General features: G+C 55.3%; 23 protein-coding genes. 12 read left to right on the forward strand and 11 right to left on the reverse strand.

The features are described 5' to 3' along the window. Positions 1-583: 583 nt before the first annotated feature. The 8 genes from ACNKIB_RS06570 (at position 584) to ACNKIB_RS06605 (ending at position 9103) form a co-directional block, all read left to right on the forward strand. Positions 584-904 (forward strand): DUF2442 domain-containing protein, encoded by a 321-nt coding sequence (locus ACNKIB_RS06570; RefSeq protein WP_417909749.1) that lies wholly within the window; start codon positions 584-586, stop codon positions 902-904. A gap of 297 nt (positions 905-1201) precedes the next feature. Continuing rightward, entirely contained in the window at positions 1202-3235 is a 2034-nt protein-coding gene (locus ACNKIB_RS06575; protein ID WP_417909750.1) for a COR domain-containing protein, read from the forward strand. A 34-nt stretch (positions 3236-3269) separates the two neighbouring features. Next, a complete protein-coding gene (locus tag ACNKIB_RS06580; protein ID WP_417909751.1) occupies positions 3270-3479 on the forward strand; it encodes a hypothetical protein in 210 nt (69 codons plus the stop codon). Between the two features lie 112 nt (positions 3480-3591). Further along, positions 3592-3729, forward strand: a complete 138-nt coding sequence (locus ACNKIB_RS06585; RefSeq protein WP_417909752.1) for a type II toxin-antitoxin system RelE family toxin — start codon at positions 3592-3594, stop codon at positions 3727-3729. A gap of 28 nt (positions 3730-3757) precedes the next feature. Then, a complete protein-coding gene (locus ACNKIB_RS06590) occupies positions 3758-3940 on the forward strand; it encodes a hypothetical protein (protein WP_417909753.1) in 183 nt (60 codons plus the stop codon). A gap of 609 nt (positions 3941-4549) precedes the next feature. Then, entirely contained in the window at positions 4550-6277 is a 1728-nt protein-coding gene (locus ACNKIB_RS06595; RefSeq protein WP_417909754.1) for a proline--tRNA ligase, read from the forward strand. Positions 6278-6434: 157 nt separating this feature from the next. After that, entirely contained in the window at positions 6435-8660 is a 2226-nt protein-coding gene (locus ACNKIB_RS06600) for a RelA/SpoT family protein (protein ID WP_417909755.1), read from the forward strand. Next, on the forward strand, positions 8657-9103 hold the full coding sequence (locus ACNKIB_RS06605) for a Smr/MutS family protein (RefSeq protein WP_417909756.1): 447 nt from the start codon (positions 8657-8659) through the stop codon (positions 9101-9103). Before ACNKIB_RS06600 ends, ACNKIB_RS06605 begins: the two co-directional genes overlap by 4 nt. Here the strand turns inward: ACNKIB_RS06605 and ACNKIB_RS06610 are convergent. Genes ACNKIB_RS06610 through ACNKIB_RS06620 form a run of 3 tightly spaced genes read right to left on the reverse strand, consistent with a single transcriptional unit; the run spans position 9084 to position 13254 of the window. Beyond that, positions 9084-9353, reverse strand: coding sequence for a hypothetical protein (locus ACNKIB_RS06610; RefSeq protein ID WP_417909757.1), 270 nt, complete (start codon positions 9351-9353; stop codon positions 9084-9086). The two genes, ACNKIB_RS06605 and ACNKIB_RS06610, sit on opposite strands and share 20 nt — an antisense overlap. After that, positions 9350-9730, reverse strand: coding sequence for a fluoride efflux transporter CrcB (gene crcB / locus ACNKIB_RS06615; RefSeq protein WP_417909758.1), 381 nt, complete (start codon positions 9728-9730; stop codon positions 9350-9352). The genes ACNKIB_RS06610 and crcB overlap by 4 nt, the downstream gene beginning before the upstream one ends. An 8-nt stretch (positions 9731-9738) precedes the next feature. Beyond that, a complete protein-coding gene (locus tag ACNKIB_RS06620) occupies positions 9739-13254 on the reverse strand; it encodes a hypothetical protein (RefSeq protein ID WP_417909759.1) in 3516 nt (1171 codons plus the stop codon). Between the two features lie 36 nt (positions 13255-13290). Between ACNKIB_RS06620 and ACNKIB_RS06625 the strand changes: the two genes are divergently transcribed. The 3 genes from ACNKIB_RS06625 to ACNKIB_RS06635 all read left to right on the forward strand — a co-directional run bounded on the left by ACNKIB_RS06625 (position 13291) and on the right by ACNKIB_RS06635 (position 14558). Then, positions 13291-13719 (forward strand): hypothetical protein, encoded by a 429-nt coding sequence (locus ACNKIB_RS06625; RefSeq protein WP_417909760.1) that lies wholly within the window; start codon positions 13291-13293, stop codon positions 13717-13719. 279 nt (positions 13720-13998) lie between these two features. Continuing rightward, entirely contained in the window at positions 13999-14364 is a 366-nt protein-coding gene (locus ACNKIB_RS06630) for a CZB domain-containing protein (protein ID WP_417909761.1), read from the forward strand. Continuing rightward, a complete protein-coding gene (locus ACNKIB_RS06635) occupies positions 14361-14558 on the forward strand; it encodes a hypothetical protein (RefSeq protein WP_417909762.1) in 198 nt (65 codons plus the stop codon). Before ACNKIB_RS06630 ends, ACNKIB_RS06635 begins: the two co-directional genes overlap by 4 nt. Positions 14559-14703: 145 nt before the next feature. Here the strand turns inward: ACNKIB_RS06635 and ACNKIB_RS06640 are convergent, their stop codons facing one another. Together ACNKIB_RS06640 and ACNKIB_RS06645 are read right to left on the reverse strand one after the other, a co-directional pair. Continuing rightward, the gene (locus ACNKIB_RS06640; protein WP_417909763.1) at positions 14704-14994 is read right to left on the reverse strand and encodes an integration host factor subunit alpha; all 291 of its coding nucleotides are present in this window, start codon (positions 14992-14994) and stop codon (positions 14704-14706) included. Between the two features lie 142 nt (positions 14995-15136). Next, positions 15137-16342, reverse strand: a complete 1206-nt coding sequence (locus tag ACNKIB_RS06645; protein WP_417909764.1) for a type II secretion system F family protein — start codon at positions 16340-16342, stop codon at positions 15137-15139. Positions 16343-16509: 167 nt separating this feature from the next. Between ACNKIB_RS06645 and ACNKIB_RS06650 the strand changes: the two genes are divergently transcribed. Beyond that, positions 16510-16755 (forward strand): PxxKW family cysteine-rich protein, encoded by a 246-nt coding sequence (locus tag ACNKIB_RS06650; protein WP_417909765.1) that lies wholly within the window; start codon positions 16510-16512, stop codon positions 16753-16755. 57 nt (positions 16756-16812) lie between these two features. On the opposite strand, the gene ACNKIB_RS06655 is transcribed toward ACNKIB_RS06650, so the two are convergent. The 6 genes from ACNKIB_RS06655 to ACNKIB_RS06680 all read right to left on the reverse strand — a co-directional run bounded on the left by ACNKIB_RS06655 (position 16813) and on the right by ACNKIB_RS06680 (position 23741). Next, positions 16813-18123, reverse strand: a complete 1311-nt coding sequence (locus ACNKIB_RS06655) for a UDP-glucose dehydrogenase family protein (protein WP_417909766.1) — start codon at positions 18121-18123, stop codon at positions 16813-16815. A 132-nt stretch (positions 18124-18255) separates the two neighbouring features. Further along, positions 18256-18585, reverse strand: a complete 330-nt coding sequence (locus tag ACNKIB_RS06660) for a hypothetical protein (RefSeq protein ID WP_417909767.1) — start codon at positions 18583-18585, stop codon at positions 18256-18258. Positions 18586-18625: 40 nt separating this feature from the next. Further along, the gene (locus ACNKIB_RS06665; protein WP_417909768.1) at positions 18626-19231 is read right to left on the reverse strand and encodes a hypothetical protein; all 606 of its coding nucleotides are present in this window, start codon (positions 19229-19231) and stop codon (positions 18626-18628) included. A 70-nt stretch (positions 19232-19301) separates the two neighbouring features. Then, positions 19302-20207: a pYEATS domain-containing protein gene (locus tag ACNKIB_RS06670; protein ID WP_417909769.1), complete on the reverse strand. Its 906-nt coding sequence runs from the start codon at positions 20205-20207 to the stop codon at positions 19302-19304. 1 nt (position 20208) lies between these two features. Continuing rightward, positions 20209-20736, reverse strand: a complete 528-nt coding sequence (locus ACNKIB_RS06675) for a hypothetical protein (RefSeq protein WP_417909770.1) — start codon at positions 20734-20736, stop codon at positions 20209-20211. A gap of 71 nt (positions 20737-20807) precedes the next feature. Beyond that, positions 20808-23741 carry an MASE3 domain-containing protein gene (locus ACNKIB_RS06680; RefSeq protein ID WP_417909771.1) on the reverse strand — a complete coding sequence of 978 codons (2934 nt, stop codon included), beginning with the start codon at positions 23739-23741 and terminating at the stop codon, positions 20808-20810. Positions 23742-23750 lie beyond the last annotated feature (9 nt).

Here is a 23750-nt window from a genome sequence, read left to right on the forward strand (position 1 = left end):
TAAAGAAAAAGACAGGAATGCCAGGCTAAACAAGGCCGTTGTCCTCTGTCACGGGTTGCTTGCGCACACTTAGGCTACGTTGTCGCATCTTCAATGCCTTGTTCTGAATGAGTGCAAGCACGAGAACAGGGCGGACACCATCCTCCAACAGACTGAAGGCACGGTAGGTGGAATTGTGGAGGGTACCTATCAGCGAATCTAGTAGGTACCCATCAGGCATTCTAGTGGGTACCCACTAACGTGTCTGATGGGTACCCACTAGAGTGCCTAGTAGTCACCCACCAGTTTTCCTCCTGCTCTGCCTGCCTGCATTAAGCTACCCGCCTATAGAACCTGCCAGTCGTTCTGCATGAAGCGCAGGGCAATTATCCTGTTGAAAAAAATGGCGGGATGTGTATGCTGGCTCATCTGGTGAAGCACCAGATTGATTGCAGGGTTCCCTTGAGGATACTTCCCGTGCGGGCGGCCCTGCGTGTCCGCCCTGATGCCTGTGATCACTGAACAGAACGAGTCAACATCATGCCTGAGTTAAGCCGGTTCCTTGGCATCGGCAAGATCAAGCCATTGGTATAGGAAGGGAATTATGCTGGAAGTGCGACAGGCGGAATACGTCGGCAACTACGCTGTTCATCTGGTCTTCAACAATGGCCGGGCAGGCACGGCTGACTTGGAGCAGCTTGTCTTCAGCGACAGGCGGCCTGTCTTCGCACGGCTGCGAGAGCGGGCGAGCTTCAGCAGCTTCAAAGTCGCCCGCAGCACGGTTGTCTGGAATGATGAGCTGGATATAGCCCCGGAGTATCTCTTCTACCTTGCCTTCAAGGATGATGCGGCCTTGCAGGAGCAGTTCAGGCAATGGGGCTATGCAAGCCTAGAGACAGAGCCGCAGGCCTCCTCCTGCGCCTGAGAATAAACTGGTGGGATCCCATCAGGCATTCTAGTGGGTACCCACTAACGTGTCTGATGGGTACCCACTAGAGTGCCTAGTAGTCACCCACCAGTTTTTTCCCTGCTGCACCTGTCTACATTAAGACACCCGCCTATAGAACCTGCCAGCCGTTCTGCATGAAGAGCAGGGCAATTATCCTGTTGAAAAAAATGGCGGGATGGGTATGCTGGTTCATTTGGTGCAACCCAGTGGAGCTTTCCTGCGGACAGACGCAATGCCTGCCCCTTTCCCACGAATAACCGAGGTGCATAGATCATGACAAATGAAGAACTGCTGAAGGTGATAGAAGAGGCTAAGGCGAGCGGGACGACTTATCTTGATCTCAAAGGTAAACAGCTAAACTCCCTTCCATCCGATATCGGACAGTTAACAAATCTTAAAAGTATTGATCTTAGCTATAACCTGCTGACCTCCCTTCCGTCTGAGATTGGCTACCTAACAAACCTCGTTAAGATTTATCTTAAAGGCAACCAACTATCGACCCTTCCGCCAGAAATCTGCCATCTACAGAAGCTGAAAATAGTTTACCTCAGCGGCAACCCCCTCACTTCCCCGCCGTATGAGATAGCCATTAAAGGCATTGATGCAATTAGGGAATATTTCGCTGCTCTCCATAGTACTATACAAATATCAGGCGAGCTATCTCTTCCGATTTTTGAGGTAACTGGAACTGGAACGGTAGGGATACAAGATCACCCCCTCAACGAGGTGAAGATTATCTTAGTTGGCGATGGAGCCGCAGGCAAGACCTCCTTAGTCAAGCGGCTGCGTGGCGAGGCGTTTGATGAGCACGAAGACACTACCCACGGCATCAGCATCCGGGGCTGGGAACAGGAAGTCAGCGGGCGGAAGATCAGAATCAATATCTGGGACTTTGGCGGCCAAGAGGTGCAGCACGCCACGCATCAGTTCTTCCTCTCCCAGCGCAGTCTGTATGTGCTGGTGCTCGATAGCCGCAAGGATGACAGCGCGGAATACTGGCTGCGGCATGTGGAGACCTTTGGCGGGAACTCGCCCGTGCTGATCGTGCTCAACAAGATCGACAACAACCCCTCGTTTGATGTCAACCGGCCTTTCCTGCGGGAAAAGTATCCCAACATCTGCGGCTTCTTTCCCATCTCCTGCAAGACCAGCAAGGGTGTTGCTGACTTTAAAGCAGCCCTGCTGGAAGAGCTGGCCAAGATGAACATGATCAGCATCATTTGGCCGAAAAGCTGGTTTGCAGTCAAGCAGAAGCTGGAGCAGATGAAAAAGCCCTACATCAGCACGAATGAATACAAGGGCTATTGCGCTGAAGCAGGCATTACTGGCGAGGAAAGCCGAGAGGTGTTGGCTGACTTCCTCCACGATCTGGGAACAGCCGTGCATTTCCGGGGCTTGGTGCTCGATGCCATGAGCGTATTGAATCCAGTCTGGGTCACGAATGCTGTTTATACGGTCATCACAGCCGAGAAGATGGCCGACAGCAAGGGCTTCCTTGATGTGCGCTCCTTGAGAGAAATCCTACCGCAGGGTGACGAGGACAAACTCTGCTGCCCGCCGGAGACCCACGCTTTTATTCTGGAACTGATGCAGAAGTTCGAGCTGTGCTATGAACTCAGCAAGGAAGCGGTGCTTATCCCGCAGCTGCTCCCTGTGCCGGAGCCGCCGCTTGCCTTTAAAAAGGAAGACTCTCTCGGTTTCGCCCTGCATTATCCTGACTTTCTGCCGCCGTCGGTCTTTCCCCGCTTCATGGTCAAGGTGCATAAGGATATCAAGGCGGAAACCTGCTGGCGCACGGGCGTTCTGCTGGAGGACAAATGCAGCGGGGCACAGGCTTTGGTCAAGGCGGATGTGGAGGCGCGGCGCATCAATATCTGGGTGAAGGGAGAACAGCCCAGGGAGTATCTGCACTATCTCCGTTATCTGCTCACTGATATCAACAGCAGCTTTGAGAAGCTCAAGATCAGGGAGCTGGTGCCTATGCCTGATGATGAAGAGATTACCGCAGACTACGCCACCTTGCTGGAATACGCAAAGAATGGCATGGATAAATACATTCCCACTGATTCAACAGAGGTATATAGTGTGCATGAGCTGCTTGGCTTGGTGCAGCCGAAAGACAAGGCAGAATTGGAAAGAGTAGCAGAGAAAGCTACTCCGCAGGATATGGTAACATGGGTAGAGATACTCAATGAGACTATTGAACCAGAATGGACTATCCCTGTCATCGGCATCAAGCTCAACCTGAAGGGCTTCTTTGAAAAGCTCTTGGCCCGACAGAAGCAGAAAGGGAGGCAAGGGGCATAAAAATCACCCATGACATTCAACCAGCATAACCCGCATGGAACTTTCAATCAGTGATGACAAGACCAAGGAGCTGCTCACCGAAGTGATGATCGAGCTGCTCCGCACCAAGCGCGACCTGATCCGGGACATCTTCATGGACGCTCTGGAGGAAGTCGGCTTGGCCAACGCCATTGCCGAGAGCTGTAAGAACGAGTTCGTCTCAGAGGAGGAAGTTCTCTCACTTCTTGATCGAGCGGTAGAATGAACGTCCGATTTGAGGCCAAGTTTGTGAAAGACCTGAAGCAGATCAGCGACGGCAGACTGCTGAAGGCGGTCAAGGAGCTGCTGCTTGCCTGCAAAGAGGCGAGATCAGCCAAGTGAAGAAGCTGAAAGGATATGACACGTTCTACCGTGTCCGCATCGGCGACTACAGGATAGGGCTGAAACTTGCCGAGGATGGGCTGATCTTTGTCCGCTGCCTGCACAGGAAGGAAATCTACAGATACTTCCCCTGACAACCTGATGCAGACATGAAATGGCAGGGTGCCTGTCAGCATCAGCCGGGGCAGTACACCTCTTCGTCTGCTGCCTCGGCGCGACAATTTTGTGTCCAGAGGCCAGAGCGCGTTTTCTGGCCTCTTCGACGCAGGTGTGCAGGTCATTGTTGCAGGCCGCCAGCAGCGCAGTGCGGGCAGCATAAATCTCCTCAAGGATCGGATTCTTTGACATGGCTATGCGTCTCCTAGAAATTACTGCGAGGACAGCACTGGTGGTATCCCTCTTCATTCGTCATCGCCTGTGCACCTGCGTTGTTGATGGGGTTGTGTGACATTCGGAGTCAGCATGCTGGTAACGCGGGAATCAGCATGGTCACTCCACACGAGTCAGCATAGTGACTCCGCACGAGGCACCATGCTTGGAAGCTGAAGCCACCGGTTACGGGAATCATCCTCAAGGGAACCCTGCCGCCAAACTGGAGGGATCCCATCAGAGTGCCTAATGGGTAGCCTGTTCATTGATCATCGCCTGCGCACCTCTGTTCTTCGTGACGTATGAGCCAAAAATCTTTTGCCCATACCAAAGGCTCTCTCAATACTGCCCATCCTAAAAAGCCAACTGGTCTTTGTCAATAAGGAAAAACATCGGTTATAATCCTGCCAGGCCCGTCTTCTCGCCTGTACACATCGTCAAGCTCCCCGCGAATCGCCCCTAAGCCTTGACAGGAGAAATTTACCGGGTCTTCGTTGGGCTGATCTGGTATTATCCCGTCTGCCGCAGAGAAGACGGCAAGCTGCCCGGAACATCAACAAGAAAAGAACTGCTGAAGGACACATCATGCGCTACTCGCAACTGCTCATCACCACCGCCAAAGAGATGCCTGCCGAGGCTGAGGTCATCAGCCACCAACTGCTGCTGCGGGCGGGTTTTATCCGTAAGTTGACCTCTGGCCTCTACACCTATCTGCCGCTGGGCCTGGCTGCGCTGCGCAAAGTGGAGAACATTGTCCGCCAGGAGATGAACCGAGCAGGCGCGCAGGAGATCCTTATGCCGATGGTGCAGCCCGCTGACCTCTGGCAGGAGTCAGGCCGGTGGAAGCAGTACGGCCCTGAGCTGCTTCGCTTCAAAGACCGCCACCAGCATGACTGCTGCTTAGGGCCAACGCACGAGGAGGTAGTCACCGACGTGGCCCGGCGCGAGGTACACTCCTACCGTCAGCTGCCGGTCAATCTGTACCAGATCCAGACCAAGTTCCGCGACGAGATCAGGCCCCGCTTTGGCCTGATGCGCGGGCGTGAGTTCGTGATGAAGGATGCCTACTCCTTTGACAGCAGCGAGGCAGGCGCAGAAGAGAGTTACCGCAAGATGCGCGAGGCCTACATCCGCATCTTCAAACGCTGCGGGCTGGAGTTCCGGGCGGTCGAGGCCGACTCCGGTAGCATTGGCGGCTCGTTCTCGCACGAGTTCATGGTGCTGGCCAAGACCGGCGAGGATACTCTGGTCATCTGCCAGAGCTGTGACTATGCCGCCAACCTGGAGAAGGCCAAGGTTGCCCCGCCGCAAGCAGCAGACCGCACTTTGGTTGCGCTGCAAGACTGTGTCAAGGTCGCCACGCCAGGCATGAAGAAGGTGGACGCTGTGGCGGCCTTCCTCGAATTGGACACCCAGCAGGTGATCAAGACCATGATCTATCTGGCCGACGGCGAACCGGTGGCCGTGCTGGTGCGCGGCGACCGCGAAGTGCAGCCGGTCAAGCTGAAGAACCTCTTAGATGCGACCGACGTGGAGCTGGCCGATGACGACACGGTCTGGCAGAAGACCAAGCTGCCGGTCGGCTACATCGGGCCGGTGGGCCTGCCGATCAAGTTCGTGGCTGATCAGGAAGTGATGCTCATGGTCAATGCCGCTGCCGGGGCGAACGAGAAAGGCGTCCACCTGACTGGGGTCAACCCAGGCCGCGACTTCACCCCGGCCTTGGTCGGCGACCTGCGCCAAGTGACAGCCGAAGACCGCTGCCCGCTCTGCGGCGGCGCGCTGCGGCTCACCGAGGGCATTGAGGTCGGCCATATCTTCAAGCTCGGCACCAAGTATTCCGCAGCCATGAACGCTGTGTTCCAAGACACAGACGGCCAGGAGAAGGTGATGATCATGGGCTGCTACGGCATTGGCGTGAGCCGCGTGGTGGCTGCGGCTATCGAGCAGAACCATGACGAGAACGGCATCATCTTCCCGCTGCCGCTCGCCCCCTTTCAAGTCATCCTGCTCAACCTTGACCTGAAGAACGCGGCCATCACTGCGGCGGCAGAGCAGCTCCATAACGAGCTGGAAGCTGCTGGGATTGAAGTGCTCTACGACGACCGCGACGAGCGGCCCGGTTCTAAGTTCAAGGATGCGGATCTGCTCGGCATACCGTATCGGCTCATGGTGGGCAAGTCGCTGGAGAAGAGCGGTAAAGTGGAGCTGCGCAGCCGCCGCAGCGGTGAGGTGGTCGAGCTGCCGCTGGCGCAGGCTGCCGGCGAGATTGCCGCGAGGATCAGGGCGGAGTTGGCAGGGGCAGCGGTGTAGGGGCCTGCTCTTTGGCCGGGTCTGCTTGGGCAATAGTCTGATATGAGCCTCCTCATACGCATAACATGCGCCTCGGCATACGCTCCGTATGCGCCTCGGCATACGCTCCGTATGCGCCTCGGCATACGCTCCATATGCGCCTCGGCATACGGCGCAGATGAACCTCTACGCAGAGCTGCCTCTACGTTGCCAACCACACACCATGCCTGAGTTCAAAAGCCTGCTCTCGACCGCTCGCAGCTATCTCCAGGATGCTGACCTAACCCTGCTGGAGCAGGCCTACGCCTTTGCCTGCGAGCGGCATCAGGAGCAACGGCATCTGTCTGGTGATTTATATATCCTGCATATCCTGGATGTGGCCAACACCATCGCCTGGATGAAGCTGGATGTAGTGACCATCACTGCTGGCCTGCTGCACGGCATCCTCAAGCATGGCGTAGCCACGCCAGGGGAGCTGGAGGAACGCTTCGGGCACGAAGTGGCCAACATCGTCAGCGGTGCAACTCGGATTAACAATGTCCGCTACGACTCCAGTCTGGCGCATCAGGCCGAGAACATCCGCAGGCTCTTCCTGGCTATGGGGTCAGATATCCGGGTGCTGCTGGTGCGGCTGGCTGACCGGCTGCATGACATGATCCATCTGAACAAAGAAGCAGATGAGGAACGGCGGCGGCAGGTAGCCCGCGAGACCATGGATCTCTACGCGCCCTTGGCCAGTCGTCTCGGTATTGACTGGCTGAAGCGGCAGCTGGAGGATCTGGCCTTCCAGTATCTGTTCCCAGCAGAACACGCTGCCCTGAGCGATCACATTGAAAGCACGGTCAGTGAGCGGGAGAATTACGTCAAGGAGGTCATTGCCATCCTGCGTGACAAGCTGAAGGCCAACGGCATCCAGCCGCTGCGGGTGATCGGCAGGCCCAAGCACCTCTACTCCATCTACAAGAAGCTGGTGGTGCAGAACATCCCTGTCGAGCAGGTCTATGACAAGGTGGCTTTCCGCATCATCGTCAGCACGGTGCGGGAGTGCTACGAGGCTCTCGGTACCATCCACGGCAGCTGGACTCCAGTGCCAGGCCGGATCAAGGACTTCATCTCCGCGCCTAAGTCGAATAACTACCAGTCGCTGCACACTACTGTAGCTGGCCCTGGCGGCCACTTCATGGAGATCCAGATCCGCACCAAGGAGATGGACGACGTAGCCCAAGAGGGTGTGGCCGCGCACTGGGCCTACAAGGAAGGGCAGAAGATCAATCGGAACGATGCCCGGCTCTTCCAGGAGCTGAAGAAGCTGGTGCAGGGGATGCAGGAGGTTGAAGATCCGGTTGAGTTCCTTGATACCGTGCGGGGCGAGCTGTACGACCCGGATATCTACGTTCTCACGCCGACCGGTGAGGTGCGGGAATTACCGCGCAGTGCTACGCCGATTGACTTTGCCTATGCCATTCATACTTCGGTCGGCGACCGCTGCGCTGGCGCACGGGTCAATGGCAGGCTGGTGCCGCTCAAGTATGAGCTACAGAACGGCGATATTGTCGAGATCATCACCAGCAAGGAGCCGCACCCCAAGCAGGCTTGGCTGCACATGGTCAAGACCAGCCGGGCCAGGGCCAAGATCAGGCAGTGGCTGCGCAAGGAGGAGAAGGAGCGTGCCCTAGAGCTAGGTCGAGAGATCTGCGAGCGCGAGCTGAAAGCCCATGACACCAGCCTGAAGAAGCTGGTCAAAGGGGGCCAGCTGCGCCTACTGCTGACCAAGCTGCGAGCTGCCTCGCTCGATGAGCTGCTGACCAAGGTGGGCGCGGGCGAAGTGACCATCCAGCAGTTAGAGCGCGCTCTGCTGCCAGAAGAGCAGGTGAAGCAGGAAGAGGTGAAACGGCAAGAGGCCGAGCTGCGCGAGAAGACCGCTGACAGCGCGCCGAGCAAGCCGGTGCCTGCTGGTGGACGCGGCGCAGTGCAGGTTGATGGCATTGACGATCTGCTGATCAAGATCAGCCAGTGCTGCCAGCCAGTGCCGGGCGACGAGATTATCGGCTATATCACCATGGGCAGCGGTGTGGCTGTCCACAAGGCCAAATGCCCCAGCTTGGGCACAGCTGAACCAGAGCGGCTGCTGGAGGTGCAATGGTCAGGTGCAAGCCAAGGCGGACACCGGGCCGAGCTGCTCCTCAAGGCTGCTGACCGCCGCAATCTCCTGGCTGACATCAGCTCAACCATCTCTAGTGATGATGCCAACATCCTGGAGATGAACTCCCGCACCAGGCCGGACAACATTGCCGAGTTCCGGGTGCTGATCGAAGTTACTGATCTCCAACAGCTGCAGGTTGTGCAAATGCACCTGCGCCAGCTCCCGAATATGCTTGAGGTGCGTCGAGGCGGCAGGGCATGAGGGAGATTTGCTGCGGAGTTTGCGGCAATGAAGTAGAGCCGGGCCTGCGGCACTGTCCTTTCTGTGAATCCGAGCTGGAAGTTGTTCTGCCAGGCCAGCTCGATCTGCATAAGATCGTGAATCTCAAGCAGGGAATGCCCTCGGTCGAGCAGGCCCTGCTCCGTCTCGACCGCGAACTCACCCAGGCCCGCGTCGAGCAGCGGCGCGTGTTGACCTTGATCCACGGCTACGGCTCCAGCGGCGCAGGTGGCGTTATCCGGCAGGAAGTCCGCACGCGCCTGAGCTATCTCCGGCACCGGGGTGGGATTAGCGAGATCGTTTGCGGCGAGGATTTCCACAGCCGCAACAGTCAGGTCCGCCAACTCCTGCACCGTTTTCCCAGCCTGCGGCGGCACCACGACCTCAACCGGGCTAATCCAGGCATCACCCTAGCCATGCTCTAAGTTGACAAGATCGACTGAGGGAGAAGCAGATCATCGGCGATGATCGAAAGAGAAGATCGCCGTACATCCTCAAGACCATCGAGCGATAGTCCCTCAGACCATCGGCGATGATCTTGGGGACTATCGCTCGTACATCCTCAAGATCATCGGCGTACATCCCAGGGATCTTCGGCGATGATCGAAAGAGAAGATCGGCGATGATCTCTAAGACTATCGCGTGATCATCTCTTTGTAGGCCGACTGCGCTCATCGCCCTAGCCCTGCCATTATTCTGCCCACCCAGACCAGCACCACGCCCAACAGGACTTGCGAGCCAGCATTCAGCGCAGCCAGTTCCACGCGACCAGCCCGGATCAGGTTCAGGGTCTCATTACCAAAGCTGGAAAAGGTGGTAAAGCCACCGAGCACGCCAGTGATCAGGAAGCTGCGCACCTCTGTGGCCAGCAGGGCGCGGTTATCCGCCAGGGCACTGAGAAAGCCAATCAGCAGGCAGCCGATCAGGTTCACGGCTAACGTGCCAAAAGGGTAGATAATCGAGCCAGAACGATGTTGCACTGCCGAGCTGACCAGAAAGCGCAGCACAGCTCCGGCAAAACCGCCCAGCCCAATCAGCAGCAGGTGGAACAACGGTGCTCTCATCTGCCAAACAAGCCGTCAATCAGGCCTGGCAGATTGGGCACTACCTTTTCCAGTTCTTTGGGTACGACCTTTTTCACCTGCTCCTGGAGCACCTGCTTGGCTGCCTGGCCTGCTGCCTGACTTACCAGGTCAGACGCAGCCCGCATCAGGGCTTCTGGGTTATAGACTGGCTTCTCTTTGGTGCCTTTGATCGGCACCTTCAGCCTTGCGCCCTTGAGCAGCTCGTAGCCTTTCTTGCCCACCAGATTCTTAGTCACAGGCACTTCCAGCACGTAATCCAGGCTGCCGTCAAAGCCTGCCGAGCCGCTCATCACCATTTCCGATTCAGCGATGGTGATCTTGATGGGCGAGCAGGAGACGCGCCCCTTCTTGCCCTCACAGGTCAGCGATTTCTCCTTGAGCTGCAGCTGTTGACCAGCCAGCCCAGCCATGTCCAGGATCCCTGCCAAAGCACTCACTGGCTCCAGTACCACGCTGGCCAGGTCAAAGCGCAGCTGGAAATCTGCCTGATCCAGCCCTTTGCCGCCCACGGGCAGGGACAGTCGCTCTGCCCGGACGCTAATGATTCCGGCTGGCCGGGCCAACGCCCCCAGCAGGGGGTGAAAATGCTTGAGCAAACCGTCGGCTAAGGTCTCTGCCAAGCCAACATGATCCAGTATCTGCTCTGGGGCCGCTAAGGTCAGCAGAGGCGGATTGTGGGTGTAGTCGATGGTCGGCGTGAACTGTACCTTGCCGCCATTCAGACTGCCCTTGAGGGCAGCATTCATGATCCCCTTCTGCATTGCGGTCTCTGCGGACAGATCGCTGATCTCTATGCCTGACTTGGCAAAGGTGTCAGCATGAACCTTGCCCGCAAAGCGGAGATCAACCTGCTGCTTGGTTGCGGTTAAGGGATAGTAGAGGCTGAACTTCTCCTTCTGCTTCCCTTCCGCGCTAATGCCCAGGGGGTACATCCCGTTGATCACGGCCACCAAATCGGCGAGATCCGGGGTAGCCATACCTTCTAAGGTGAGATGGGGATTCTTACCCGCGAGTTCCAGCTTGCCGCTGGACTGCACAGCCAGTGGCGGTGAGAGCAGGTCAAAGGTGGTGAAGTAGATGTCGCCAGCAGCCAAGTCACCGTGCAGCTTGCTGCGGAACTCGGTCTTGTCTCTGGCAGCGAGCAGGCTGCCTTCCTTGCCATACATGAAGCGATCCAGGTCAATCTCCACAGTACCGTTGTTGCCCTTGCCGTCAGGTTGCCCAGCCAGCTCAATGGTAAAGGTTGCTGCGCCGCCCAGCTTCTTGTCCGGGGTGAGCTTGCCCAGCTGCTGGAGCAGAACCGTGAGCTTGGCCAGATCAGATTTGCCGCTGATCTGCACATTCTTGAGCACAGGCATGGGCTTGTGCTGCCAGTCCTCCAAGGCCAGCTGCTGGAGCTTGATTTCAGCAAAGCTGGAGGTGAATTCCAGATCGCGCAGGATCAGCCGATGACTTACAGGATCAATCAGGCTGTGGCCGCCGCCATCTGCGAAGAAAGCAGCGCGACTGTCTGCCTCAATCAGGGGCCGAACCGCCTTATCGGCGGCTGGCGTGGCCTCGGTGGGAACTGCCCGCAGGTGCAACTCCGGTTCGCGGAAGACCTTGCCCTGTTGATAGAGAATGAAATCCTTGATCTGGCTGTCCAACTCGCGCAGCACCACTCGACTGTCCTCGGTATAGCCAGAGGTATGCAGATTAAGGGTGCCAGCCAGCGAAGTCTCCTGATCAAGGGCCTCGAACTTGTGCAGCAACTCGACCAACTGCGCCAGCAGCAGCTTGACCTGGACTTGATAGCCTGTGGAAAGTTTGCCGTTTTTGCGGTAAATGCCCTCAAAGGAGCCGCTGACCGTGCCTGCTAAGGAAGCAAGGTCAAAGGTCAGCTCTGCTGCCTCTTGCGAACTTTCTGGGAACTTGCCAGGTGCGTTCAGCTTGCCGCTGAAGCTGGCTTTATGCGGAGGCAAGATCTCTTTGCCTTGGCGGGAAAGGCGGAAGTCGGCAATCCCAACCTCGGCTGCGGCCTGATACCGGTCATTGCCACTGTGCGCGAGCTGAAGTTGGAGCTGCAACTTGCCGCCTGCATCCCAGCCAGAGCGGAAAATCCGGTTCACCTCCCGCATGGTTTGATCCAGATCAGCCTCACCTGCCAGCGAGAACTGCTTCAGGTTGCCTTTTCCCTCTAGATTGAGAAAAGGCGCGGTCAGGGCGAGGCTCTCCACCTCTGGTTCTTGGTTTACCACGCTGCCAACCACATGCAGACTGAGCGGATACTCCCAGGAAAAGGACTCGCTGTTCTGGCGGCCAGCCAAACTGTCTGCGGCGGCATCTACAGCTACCTGCAAGCGTCCGCCTTCCTTGACCAGCTCGACGGAGAGGTTGAGTTCACCCCGGTCAAGCCGCAAGTCATCCCGTACTTTCAGCAGATGCGGGAATTGGGCCAGCAGGAGAGAAAGATCAACCTGGCCCTTACCGCTCCCTTGCAAGTTGTCGCCGCTGTAAGTACACTGAAAATTCAAGTTGCCAAAGTCAGAGACCAGTTTGAGGCTGGGAAACTGCCAGCCCTTATCCTGTTGGCGCATGTCAAGCGTAAGCGTCAGCTGGCTAAAGCGGGGATGATCCAAACCCAGTGCGCCGCCCGTGAGATCAACCTCGATCAGCGACATTGGGCCGCTGATGGCAAGGCCGCCGTCTGGGCCACCTTTGAGGCTGATCTCCGCTGACAGCTTGCCACTGCCCTGCGGCAGGCCTTTTTCCCCTGGCTTAAGAGCCAAGAAGGGCTTGGTCTGCACCTCATTCAGCTTGAGCTGGAAATCAGCGGCCTTCAGGCTGCCTTTGGTCAGCTCGTTCAGCTTGGTTGAACCAGAGAATGCCGCAGTTCCCTCCTCAGCAGTGTCAGCCAGCAGGTCAAATTTCAGTTCACCTGCGGCGGTCTCTGCTTTGAGCGAGCCATTGCGGAGCAGTACCTGCGGCGACTGCCCAGCTTGGCTGACTTTAACGAGCATTTTGTGGATCGTCAGCTTGCCCCGCATCTTTTCGAGGAAACTGTCTTCCGCCTCTTTCGGTGCAGCCTTTTTTGCCTGAAGCCCAGGCGCAGCTGGGCCGCTTGCGCCCTGTTCCACCTTCGCTTGGCTTGCTGGCGCAGCTGCGGGCGGCTCCGGCTTCAGGGTGAACAGCAGCGTTGGCTCGTTGAGAGTGATTTCGCCAAGCTCTTCTGGGGCGGTAATGAGCGGCCAAAGTGCCTGGCTGCTGCGCAGTTCCGCGATCTCAAGCTGGAAACCCTGCTTTGGGTCTGCATAATGTACCTTGGCGCACTCAAGACCCTGCTGCCAACCAATGGTACAGCTTTCTGCGGCCAGTTTGCCGGGGATACTCTTGTTCAGCCGGGTCAGCGCCATGTTCCGCACCCAATTTGAAGACAGGAGCGTCGGGGCGAGCAGCACTGCTGCCACTAGCACACCGATTCCGGTTCCTGCCGCAATCAACAGCTTCTTCATTTTCACCTGGTCTGCTCCTCATATCACGATGAGAGAATGCCTGCACTTCTTCTGTCCGGGAGCTTGCCGCGAAAGCGGCTGTTTGTCAATCTTGTTCTATCGCTTGCCGAAAATCAGGAGTGTTCCCTGTTACTTTCCTTGCAGCATGTACTGCATAACCACTCGGTACAACTCCTTTCTTGCTCGCTAACCAAGGAGTTTGGCTTGGCCAGAAAGGAGTTGTACTCGGCAGCAGAGGAGTTTGGCCAAGCCGCAGAGGAGTCTTGCCGACTTGCAAAGGAGTTTTGGTCGGCAAAACTCCTTTGTGGCCGACTAAGAAAGGAGTTCTGTCTAGCCGAACTCCTCTGCTGCCGAGTACAACTCCTTTCTGGCCGAGCCAAACTCCTTGGGAAACGAGCCGTACTCTTCCCTTACCCATTTGCACATCTCTTCCGCGACCTGCGAAAGCTGCCGAATATCAGGTAACTCATACCGCAAGAGGAGCAATTGGTACGCTACCCGCTACAACCTGGCACGCACCCCTTCATGTTGACTTCGCAGAAGATTAAAGAGAAGGGCAGGGTAAAGCAGCTCGACAGAGGGTAGTTCTGCCAGCATCTCACTGAAGTTGCTGCTGGGCGTGGTCTTGACCGAATCGCAGAATACTGCTACCGTCTAGTGAGAATGCTTCTTTTTTAGCAGGAGAACCACGGTAAGCTACTGAAGAGTTCAGTTGCGCCTCAAGAATAATTCGGAGACAAGATCATGAGTAAAATGTTAGTAGCAATGGATTTACAGGCGGCGATTATCGCCCATTTAAGTTGGAAAGCCAAGTTGACTGATTTTTTCTATGGCGTGGAAAATCTGACCCTCGCGGATGTACCGGATCATACCCGCTGCGATTTCGGTAAATGGTTGTATGGCAGAGGGCTTAATGATCTTGCTGGAATCCCTGAAGTGAAGGCAATGGAGGCCCTGCACAAGGAAGTGCATGATGGCATCAAAGCCTTAGTCGCCATGCCGCTGGAGCAAAGGCAGGGAGGGGAGGGGCAGCAGGCGTTAGCTTCCTTCAAAGATACATGCGACCGTCTCGTAGAGATGCTGGAGCGCATGGAGAACCAGGCGAAATGACTTTTCATTGCCAAAACTATGATATCGCCGCAGACCGCTGTAAGCGGCTTTCTGGCGAATGCGTCCCGGCTCGTAAAGGCTGCGTCCTTGAAGGACGGATGGTAGTGAGCGAAGAATTGGCCGAGAGAATCCGCAGAATCAACGAGGAAACAACTCGGCGCAGTTTACAGCAGGATCTTAGCCAAGGAAAATAGCTGCCAGTTTGCGGCGGATCAGTTGCTCCTGCTGCTGGAAAATTCGCTCAAGCAGTAACCTACCCCGAAAGCGCAAAGGTAGCCATTTTTTTCCGCCAAGCCGCAAGCAGAAAAAACCGGGGTAGGATATACCCCGGTGGAATCCTTATTTGCTGTTGTTGATCTTGCTGCGGAGTATCCCAGAGGGTTTAAAGGTGACTACCCTTCTGGCATCCAGAATTAGCTCGTCGCCGGTCTGTGGATTGCGCCCGCGCCGAGGTTTTTTGTCCTTCACATTGAACTTGCCAAAGCCGCTGAGGAGCAGATCTTCGCCCTTGATCAGAGATTCTTTGACTAACAGGATGAAGGTCTCCACTGATTCGGCGGCCTGGGTCTTGGTCAGGCCGGGATGTTTTTTATAGACCGCTTGAATGAGATTCGCTTTTGTCAGAGTCATTTGCTATTCCTCGCTGTTTATCTACACTTGATATTCAACCTTCTATAACTATAAGAAAAGTCACCGGTAATGTCAATCATTATCAAAAATACAGGAACCGGCAGAGATGGCAGCGAAAAATCCGCTGCCTTCTGCCGTCCGATCAGAGGTTGTCAGCCATGGTGAAGATGGGCAGATACATGGCGACAACTAAGCCACCGATGGTTCCGCCAAGAAAAACCATCATGAACGGCTCAATCATGGCGGTGAGGTTCTCCACAGCCTGATCCACCTCCTCGTCATAGAAATCAGCGATTTTCGACAGCATAGCATCAAGGGCACCGACTGACTCGCCGACATTGATCATCTGGACTACCATGCTGGGAAACACGCCTGACTCCTCCAGCGGCTCGGCAATAGGACGGCCTTCAGCTATGGAGGATGCAACATGGAAAACCGCCTGCTCTATGATCTTGTTGCCAGCGGTCTTGGCCACAACTTGGAGCGCATCCAAGATTGGCACACCGCTCTCCAGCATTGTGCTCAGGGTACGGGTAAATTTGGCCACAGCCACCTTGCGGATTAGTGGACCTGCCACCGGAGCTTGGAGCATGAGCGCGTCAATCTGTATCCTGCCTTTTTCCGTGTTGTAATATTTTTTAAATAGAAACCCTGAAACCCAAGCAGCACCGATGATGTAAAGAAAGTTTGCTTGGGCAAACTCGCTCATGTCAACGACGAGCTGGGTTGGTTTCGGTAATGCCCCGCCCATGCTGGCAAACATGTCTTTAAAAACCGGAATGACGAAGATCAGGATGACGGCAAGAATGAGGCCGGCGATGCCAAGGCAGATCACCGGGTAGGTCATTGCCCCTTTAATTTTTTTTGTCAGGGCCATGGACTTTTCCTTGAACGCCGCTAGCCGCGACAGGATGGTGTCCAAGATACCGCCCACCTCTCCGGCCTCAATCATGTTGGCAAACAAAGAGTCAAAGACTTTTGGGTGCTTGCGCATTCCGTCGGCCAAGGTCATACCAGTCTCAACATCGTTGAGAATCTCGGTTAACGCCCGTTTGAAGCTCGGGTTATCCTGCTGCTTGGAGAGTATTTGCAGGCACTGTACCAAGGGCAAACCAGCATCAATCATGGTGGACATCTGCCGAGTGAAGATGACGATGTCCTTACCCGTAACTTTTGGCTGGAGAAAAGCCACGTTGGCGAACATATCCTTGGGTTTTTCTTTCACCGTTGGATTCTGAATGCGCAGGCGCTTGAGCTGCCCCAGCACCCCTGCCTCGTTGACCGCTTCTATTTCGCCCTTGATTTTGTTGCCGAGAGAGTTCTTCCCTTTCCAGACGTAAACAGGCATCGTTTAGACTCCAGTGATATTTTTTTCAGCAGGAATGGCCGGATAAACTGTTGACAGCCGTCGCAATACCATTTATAAAATGGCAGCTCCGCACGATTAGTTCTATTGTATGCAAGATTCCTTTTCGATTCAAGGAAAACATCATATTTTTTCAGGAGGTTCGCAAAATGCAGACCAGTAACGCAGGAAAATACAGTTCCGGCGGCTTTCAGCCGATCATTGAGAAGTGCAGCGGCTGCGACCGCATCGTCGAGGAGAACAGCAGCCAGTACTGCGGAACGTTCATCAAGCCGTCGGCAAAATGGCGTTTGGGTTTTTGCAACCTAGCCACGCATGCTAAACCAGAGATCAAGGTGGTCACGGTCAAGATCAACCCCCTGAAAGCTGCTAAACGCGCTTCCCGCAAGAAATAATCTCCTGCGGAGGGGCAATTCATTGATGAATTGCCCCTGGTGGTTTGCAGTTCGCTGCTATTGCCTTCCCACTCCGACGTACTGGAAGCCATGCGCTCTCATTACCGCAGGGTCATAGACGTTGCGTAGGTCAATAAAGACTGGTGTCCGCATATCCTGTTTGATTTTCTCTATGTCCAACGCCCGGTACTGATTCCATTCAGTCATTAGCACTACGGCATCTGCACCTTCGCAGGCAGCGTAGGCGTTATCGACATATTCAATGCCGTCAGGCAAATATTTTTTCGCTTCATCCATTCCTTTCGGATCATGGGCGCGAATAGTTGCCCCTTTTTCCAACAGAGCAGGCAGAATGGTGATGGCTGGCGCATCGCGCATGTCGTCGGTTTCTGGCTTGAAGGTTAGGCCGAGCACGCCAATAGTTTTCTTTGCCTCAGAACCGCCCACTGCATCGCGTATTTTCTTGACCATTCTGGCTTTCTGCGCAGAATTCACATCCACGGCGGCTTCCACAATCCGTAGATTCTCCCCGTATTCCTGCACCAAGCGCATCAGGGCCAAGGTATCTTTAGGGAAGCAAGAGCCACCGTAGCCAGGGCCAGGATGAAGGAATTTGCTCCCGATTCTCCCGTCCATGCCAATGCCCTTGGCTAAGGCTGTGACATCTGCGCCAACTGCCTCGCAAACGGAAGCGATCTCATTGATGAAGCTGATCTTCACGGCGAGAAAGGCATTGGCGGCATACTTGGTCAGCTCGGCGGTTTCGATGCTGGTACTGACGATGGGTGTTTCCTGTAGATACAGCGGTTTGTAAATATCCCGCAGCACCTGTTCTGAGCGTTCGGAATCAACCCCGATCACCACTCTGTCCGGGCGCATAAAGTCGGCAATGGCTGCGCCTTCTCGCAAAAACTCAGGATTAGAGGCCACATCAAAGTCCGCCTGCGGATTGGCCTCGCGGATAATCCGGGCTACCTGCCGAGCAGTGCCCACAGGCACGGTGCTTTTGTCGATAACCACTGTGTAACCGCGCAGGCAAGGGGCGATTTCCTTGGCAGCGGCATAGATGTAGCTCAGATCGGCATAGCCATCGCCTCTGCGAGAGGAGGGCGTGCCTACAGCGATGAATACGGCTTCGGTATCCGGGACAGCTTCCTCCAGCTTGGTGGTGAAACTCAGCCGCCCTTCCGCCACATTTTTAGCAACCAAGATATCAAGGCCTGGCTCGTAAATCGGGATTTGCCCTTGCCGCAGGCGGGTGATTTTTTCCTCGATTTTATCGACGCAGACTACATCATGACCGAACTCGGCAAAACAGGTACCGGTGACTAAACCGACATAGCCGGTGCCAATTATTGCTATTTTCATGCTTTTTCCTTAGTGAAGATTGGGATAATAGACCTCTTGCATCAATCAACAAAGCAACAAGAAAATTTGCGTTCCAAGTTGCAGCTGAAAGCGATTTTTTCACATAACTCTGAGTTAATATTCCTTTCCTGCTCACTGGCAAAGCAGTTCGGCTTGGCAAGAAAGGAGTTCTACTCGGTAGCAGAGGAGTTTGGCCAAGCCGCAAAGGAGTCTTGCCGACTTAGAAAGGAGTTTTAATCGGCCAAACTCCTTTCTAAGTCGGCAAGAAAGCAGTTTTGCCAAGCCGAACTCCTCTGCTACCGAGTAGAACTCCTTTCTTGCCAAGCCAAACTCCTTGGTAAACGAGCCGGATTCTGCCCTTACTTCTTTGCAGAGATCTTCCGCAGCGTGCGGAAGATGCTGAAACAGCAAGAAGATAAAAAAACTTGACCGGTCATCAATGATGCCGGTCAAGTTGATCATTGCCTGCTATCCAGCTTGACAGCAGAGCAAGCCTGGCTGATTACGGACGGTGATCCCAACGGTCGCGATGCTCCCAATGATCACCACGATCCCGATCGCGCCAGCCATCATCACGGTCACGATGACGACGGTGGCTATACTTTGGGCGCAGGGCGAAGTATGGCATAAACATCACCTGCCGCCTCCTTCTGTCATAGTGATCCCAACCTCTTTCTCGGTACTCAATTACCCCGGCTTTGAATTCAACAGAGCCTGATACCAGAATCTGTGCCCCTGCTGTCCTGCTGCCAAGCAAATCTCTAAGCGTTTCCACCCCGAAACGCCGCGCCTCACGCTGTTCGTCCCGACCAAATCTGTCTGCTGCGTCTGGGCCAACGCTGTTGACCATCAATGCGATGGATTGTCGGAGCAGGGAGTCTGACCAGGTACGAAGAGTATCTATGTCGCTGCGTTGCAGAGATACCCAGGACTCTACCGCACCCCGTTCCGCCTCATCCTCAGTCAGTTCTCTGCCATAAGCTACATACCAGCCACCAGCCTCTACTTCTTCCTTTGCCCGCCATACCCTTTGGGCAAATACGTCCTGCGCCGCAGCCACGAGCAGCAGCAGGGATACCGCAGCTAACACGATTCTTGACGCTTTCATTGTGTTCTCTCCTTAGTTGTATGGATGTTTCAGCAGCCTACCCAAAAGAAGCAGGCCGGTTATACGCAAATCATCTGAACTGGAGAATATGCTCATAAGTACGACGAGTGCCATCATCGAGCGCAACTTCAGCTTTGAGATTAAAAACTCCCCAGCCCGTGGCAGACAGTGGATGACCGGGTTTCGAGCTATCACCATACTGGACACTGGGCTTAAACGAAGGATGGAGATGATAGGTGACCGAACTGATCCGGCGCAGGAAGTCTGTAGGCCCATCGATGTAGGCAACCCACTGCCAACTTCCGCCGCCTATGTTACGAGAGATATTCTTCAACGAGAAAGCGTTCATGATTTCAGCAGAACTCGGCCCGCGCCAGTCTGGTCCGCCGTGTTGATGCGGAGACTGGATAACTGGCGGCGAATAGGGATTGGCTGGCTCTTGAACTGGGCCATTACTCCACGGTACGCTGCCGCCTAGTTTGGCTTTCATCCCCACGTAGGGAACGAAAATTACCTCTGCTCCCCTTTCATGTCGATCTCTGTATTCTAGGAGACCTGCTTTGATGGTCACAGAGTTTAACTCCATCTGCTGCGAGCCAGGCTGCCTGCCGCGTATCAACTCCCGCACCGTGCGCACCGTAAAACGCATGGCCTGAAACTGATCTTCCTGGCCAACGTCGCGGACGGCGGCTAAGTTTGCTGCTTGCTGCACCAGCGCATTGGCCCACTCATGCAACAGCCCCATTTCCCGCGTCGCTCGAGCGGCAAAAATGGAGACTCCGGGCTGTACTTCGCCGCGCTCCACATCCCCTTGTGTCAGCCTGTTGCCATAAGCCACCTGCCAGCCGCCTACTTCGACCTCACGCTCTGCGGACTGTCTGCCACCATGCTCCCCTGCTGACCAGTCTGCGGCTGCTGTGCCGACAACGAGCAGCAGTAGAGAGGCTGCCATTAAAAGTACTTTTGCCGCGTTCATCTCATTTTCCTCCTGATTTGAGTTCAACTGCCTTGTGCTGGGCAAATTCGATGATCTTCTGTTCCGTCTTAGCAAAAGCTGTCGGACGCGATTCAGCATCAGGGCGACTGTAATAGGCGACCTGCTTCTTCTTTTCCTTATCCCAGACAAGGATGATAGTGGGATAGTTGCGCTCCTCCGGCTTTCCCCCATACGCTGCCTTTAAGTTAAAAAAGCCGCTTTCACGAATAAAACGGAGCAGCTCTGCTGCTTCGTGCTCTGAGACCAGGGCGGTTTTCTTTACCGTCTTTGTTTTCGACGGTTCCGCTGCAACCGGATTATCATACTCGGCGATCTCTTCAGTATCAGCAAGATGGAGATCGCGGGTCAGCACTATCCGGCGCAGGGGCGCGGTGTATGAAACCAATATCTCGCCGCCTTCCTCAGCCTTGGCAGCCAAATCAGCAGCGGTTTTGCTGCCCAACGCCAGTGACGGCCCAGCAGCAGCTAGCACAAGCAGTAAAGCGGACAGGCCAGCTATGCAGTTCATTTCAGCTCCTCCTTGCTCTGACAGAGCAGAGCGGCAAGGGTTGCTCTCTTTTTTACCTTGTTTCACGCAGGTCAGCAACGACTAAGCCTGGCGCAGCTGCTCTCCTGCCCCTTTTTCCCATCCAGCACCTCTCGCACCACGCTGGCTAACTCTCCCTTCGTGAAGGGCTTCATCAGCAGGCGGCGGATGCCGATGCTCTCCGCCTTTTCCTCGTCAATCAGGGCACTGAAGCCAGTGCAGAGGATGATCGGCAGTTCTGGACGGCAAGAGAGCATCTGTTGAGCCAGTTCGGCTCCAGTCATCTGCGGCATGGTCATATCGGTAAAGACCAGATCAAAGGCCTGGGGCTGCTGGTTGAACAGGGCCAGGGCCTCGGTGCTACTGGTTAGGGTTGTGACTCGGTAGCCAAGACTTTCCAAAATGCTTTTGGTCATCCCTGCCACGTTCAGATCATCATCAACCGCCAGAATTCGCTCGTTACCAGTTGGCAGCACAGCAGCCTTTTTATCGAGTTGGCTCTCCTTGGCCTCCCGGATAATCGGCAGATAGACATCAAAGACTGCGCCGTGCCCCAGCTCGCTGGCCACAGTAATCTCGCCGCCGAAATCCAGGGCAATGCTTTGTACCAAAGCCAGCCCTAGCCCAGTGCCTTCGCCCTTTGCTCTGGTGGTAAAGTACGGCTCAAAGATTTTTTCCAGAATGTCCTCTGGTATTCCGCAGCCAGTATCCCGTACCTTGAGCTGGAGGTAAGAGCCAGAGGGCAGCCGCAGCCTGCCGGGCCGGGCATCGACATGCAGCTCAATCTGGCGCAGGAAAACCTCTAAGAGGCCACCGGTTTCCCGCATTGCGTAGTAGGCATTAGTGCAGAGGTTCATCACTACCTGATGAATCCGGGTGGGATCAGCCAGCACAGCTCCGCAGGCCGGATCCAGATGCTGCCGGATCTCAATGGTAGTTGGAAGAGAGGAGCGCAGTAACTTGAGAGTTTCCTTGATGATCGGTTGGATGCGTAGGGGCTGTACCTCCTGCTCGCTCTTACGGCTGATAGCAAGAATCTGCCGAACCAGCTCCCGTGCCCGGCTGCCAGCCCGTTGCACCTCTTCCAACCAAGGGGCGATGCTGCTGCCCGGCGGCAGAGATTCCAAGGCCATCTCGGTATAGCCGAGAATTGGTCCAAGAATATTATTGAAATCATGGGCAATGCCGCCGGCCAAGGTACCGATAGCCTCCATTTTCCGTGATTGCCGGAGTTGAGTCTCTAATTTTTTCCGTTCCTGCTCCTCCTGTTTCCGCTCTGTGATGTTGCGCATTATCGCCCGGATGGAAACCACTTTGCCGTTCTCCAATTGCGGTACGGCACTAATCTCCACATCAATCTGACCGCCGTTCCGGGCGATAAGAGCGGTCTCGTAGTTTTTCATGCAGAGGCCAGAGGAAAGTATCTGCTCAAGCATCGAGGCCGTGCTTCGGCGGAAATCAGGATGAACGATTTCCAGCAGCGGCGTGCCGACTAATTCCTCCCGGCTGGTGCAGCCCAGGGTACGCAGTTCGGCTGGGTTCGCATCGATAATTTTTTTTTCTAGGCTGACGATGTGAATCATGTCCGGTGCGTCGTTGAACAGGCTGCGGTATTTGTGTTCACTTCGACTCAAAGACTCTTCACTGTGCTTACGCTGCACAGCCAAGGCAAAGACAGCGGCCAAACGCTCGGCAGCAGCAAGGTCATTTGTACTGAAATCACCCTCCTTATTGGCCAGGGCAATCCGCCCTACTGCCCTGCCGTCAATCAGTGCTGGTACGTGCAGGTAGTTCCGGTACCGGAGCTGTTCCGGTGGGATACAGGTGATGCGCTCATGCGAGGAGATGGCGTTAGTGTAAAAACTCTGCCGGGTGTTGAGGACGTTTTCCCAGGGTGTTCCGGCATACATGCCTTCCACTGCGGTTTCATGGTGAGCTGCCTTGGCCGCGCCGTATTCGCTGCCGGTTAGTTCCTTGGCTGCTCGTCCTACCAAATTCTCAATCTCTCTAATTGGCAGGGAACGAGAAATCAGGGCATCGGCAACTTGGGCTAAGGTTCTATTAACCGCCAGCTCCCAGAGCAGCTCTTTCTCTGTCCGCAGCCGCTCGGTCATCTCCGCTTCCAGAATGTCTCGGCTTTCCTGAAGGGCGGCTGTACGCTCCTGCACCTTTTGCTCCAGCTCAGTCTTGTGGGCATTCAGCTCTCGGAACAGGGTGCTGAAAGGCTGGGTCAGCCCGGTCTCAATCACGGCCCGATAAATGGCATAGAAAGAAAAGATACGAAAACAGTGGCCGAAAAAATCGAACAGATCGCGACTGTCGTCATAAAAAGTGAATGACAGTTCAGCCGCGATGGCAAACAGAATCGCCGCTTGCATCAGGCGGAGCACTTCGCGGTCAAAACGCGCGCGGTTCTTCTGAAGGAGCAGGAGAGAGCAAGCCAAAAGCAAGCAGATCAGATACTCGCTGTACTTCTTAAAGGCGGTCAGCCCGGCATTTTCATCATGGCAGAGAGGAAAGACAGGCCAGATAAAAATAACGACGAGCAGGAGGACGGTGACGACTAAATATACCACAACCGTCCGGTACGGGCTGAAGGTTCTGCGCACGAAAACCAAAGCGGCCAACAAAGAGATGCTTTCCATGTACCGGGCAGCGATCCAAAGCTGGTAGGAAATGTTGTCGGTAAGTGCCTGAGCAAAGATATTCATTCCTCTGTAGCTCAGACTGTGGAGCAGGTCGATTACGCCGGTGAACAGACAGGCGATGCCGAGAAAAAGGAAGCACTGATTCCTCTGCATTTGCCTGGTGTTCCAAGCGAAGATGAAAATTGCGCAGGAAACTGTCGCGCTGAAGATTTCGGTGAGGGTGTGAAAAAGGAGGTAGTTGTAGAGGCTGATGAGATGCAGGCCCAGCGCAGCGGTTAGCAAGGCGGCGCAGGGCAGGGAAAGCGGATTTCCGGTGATAATGTGCGCTCTGGCTTCCATGTTCCTGAA

Origin of the sequence: Candidatus Electronema sp. PJ, assembly GCF_048287395.1 — a bacterium.
Taxonomy (GTDB): Bacteria; Desulfobacterota; Desulfobulbia; order Desulfobulbales; family Desulfobulbaceae; genus Electronema.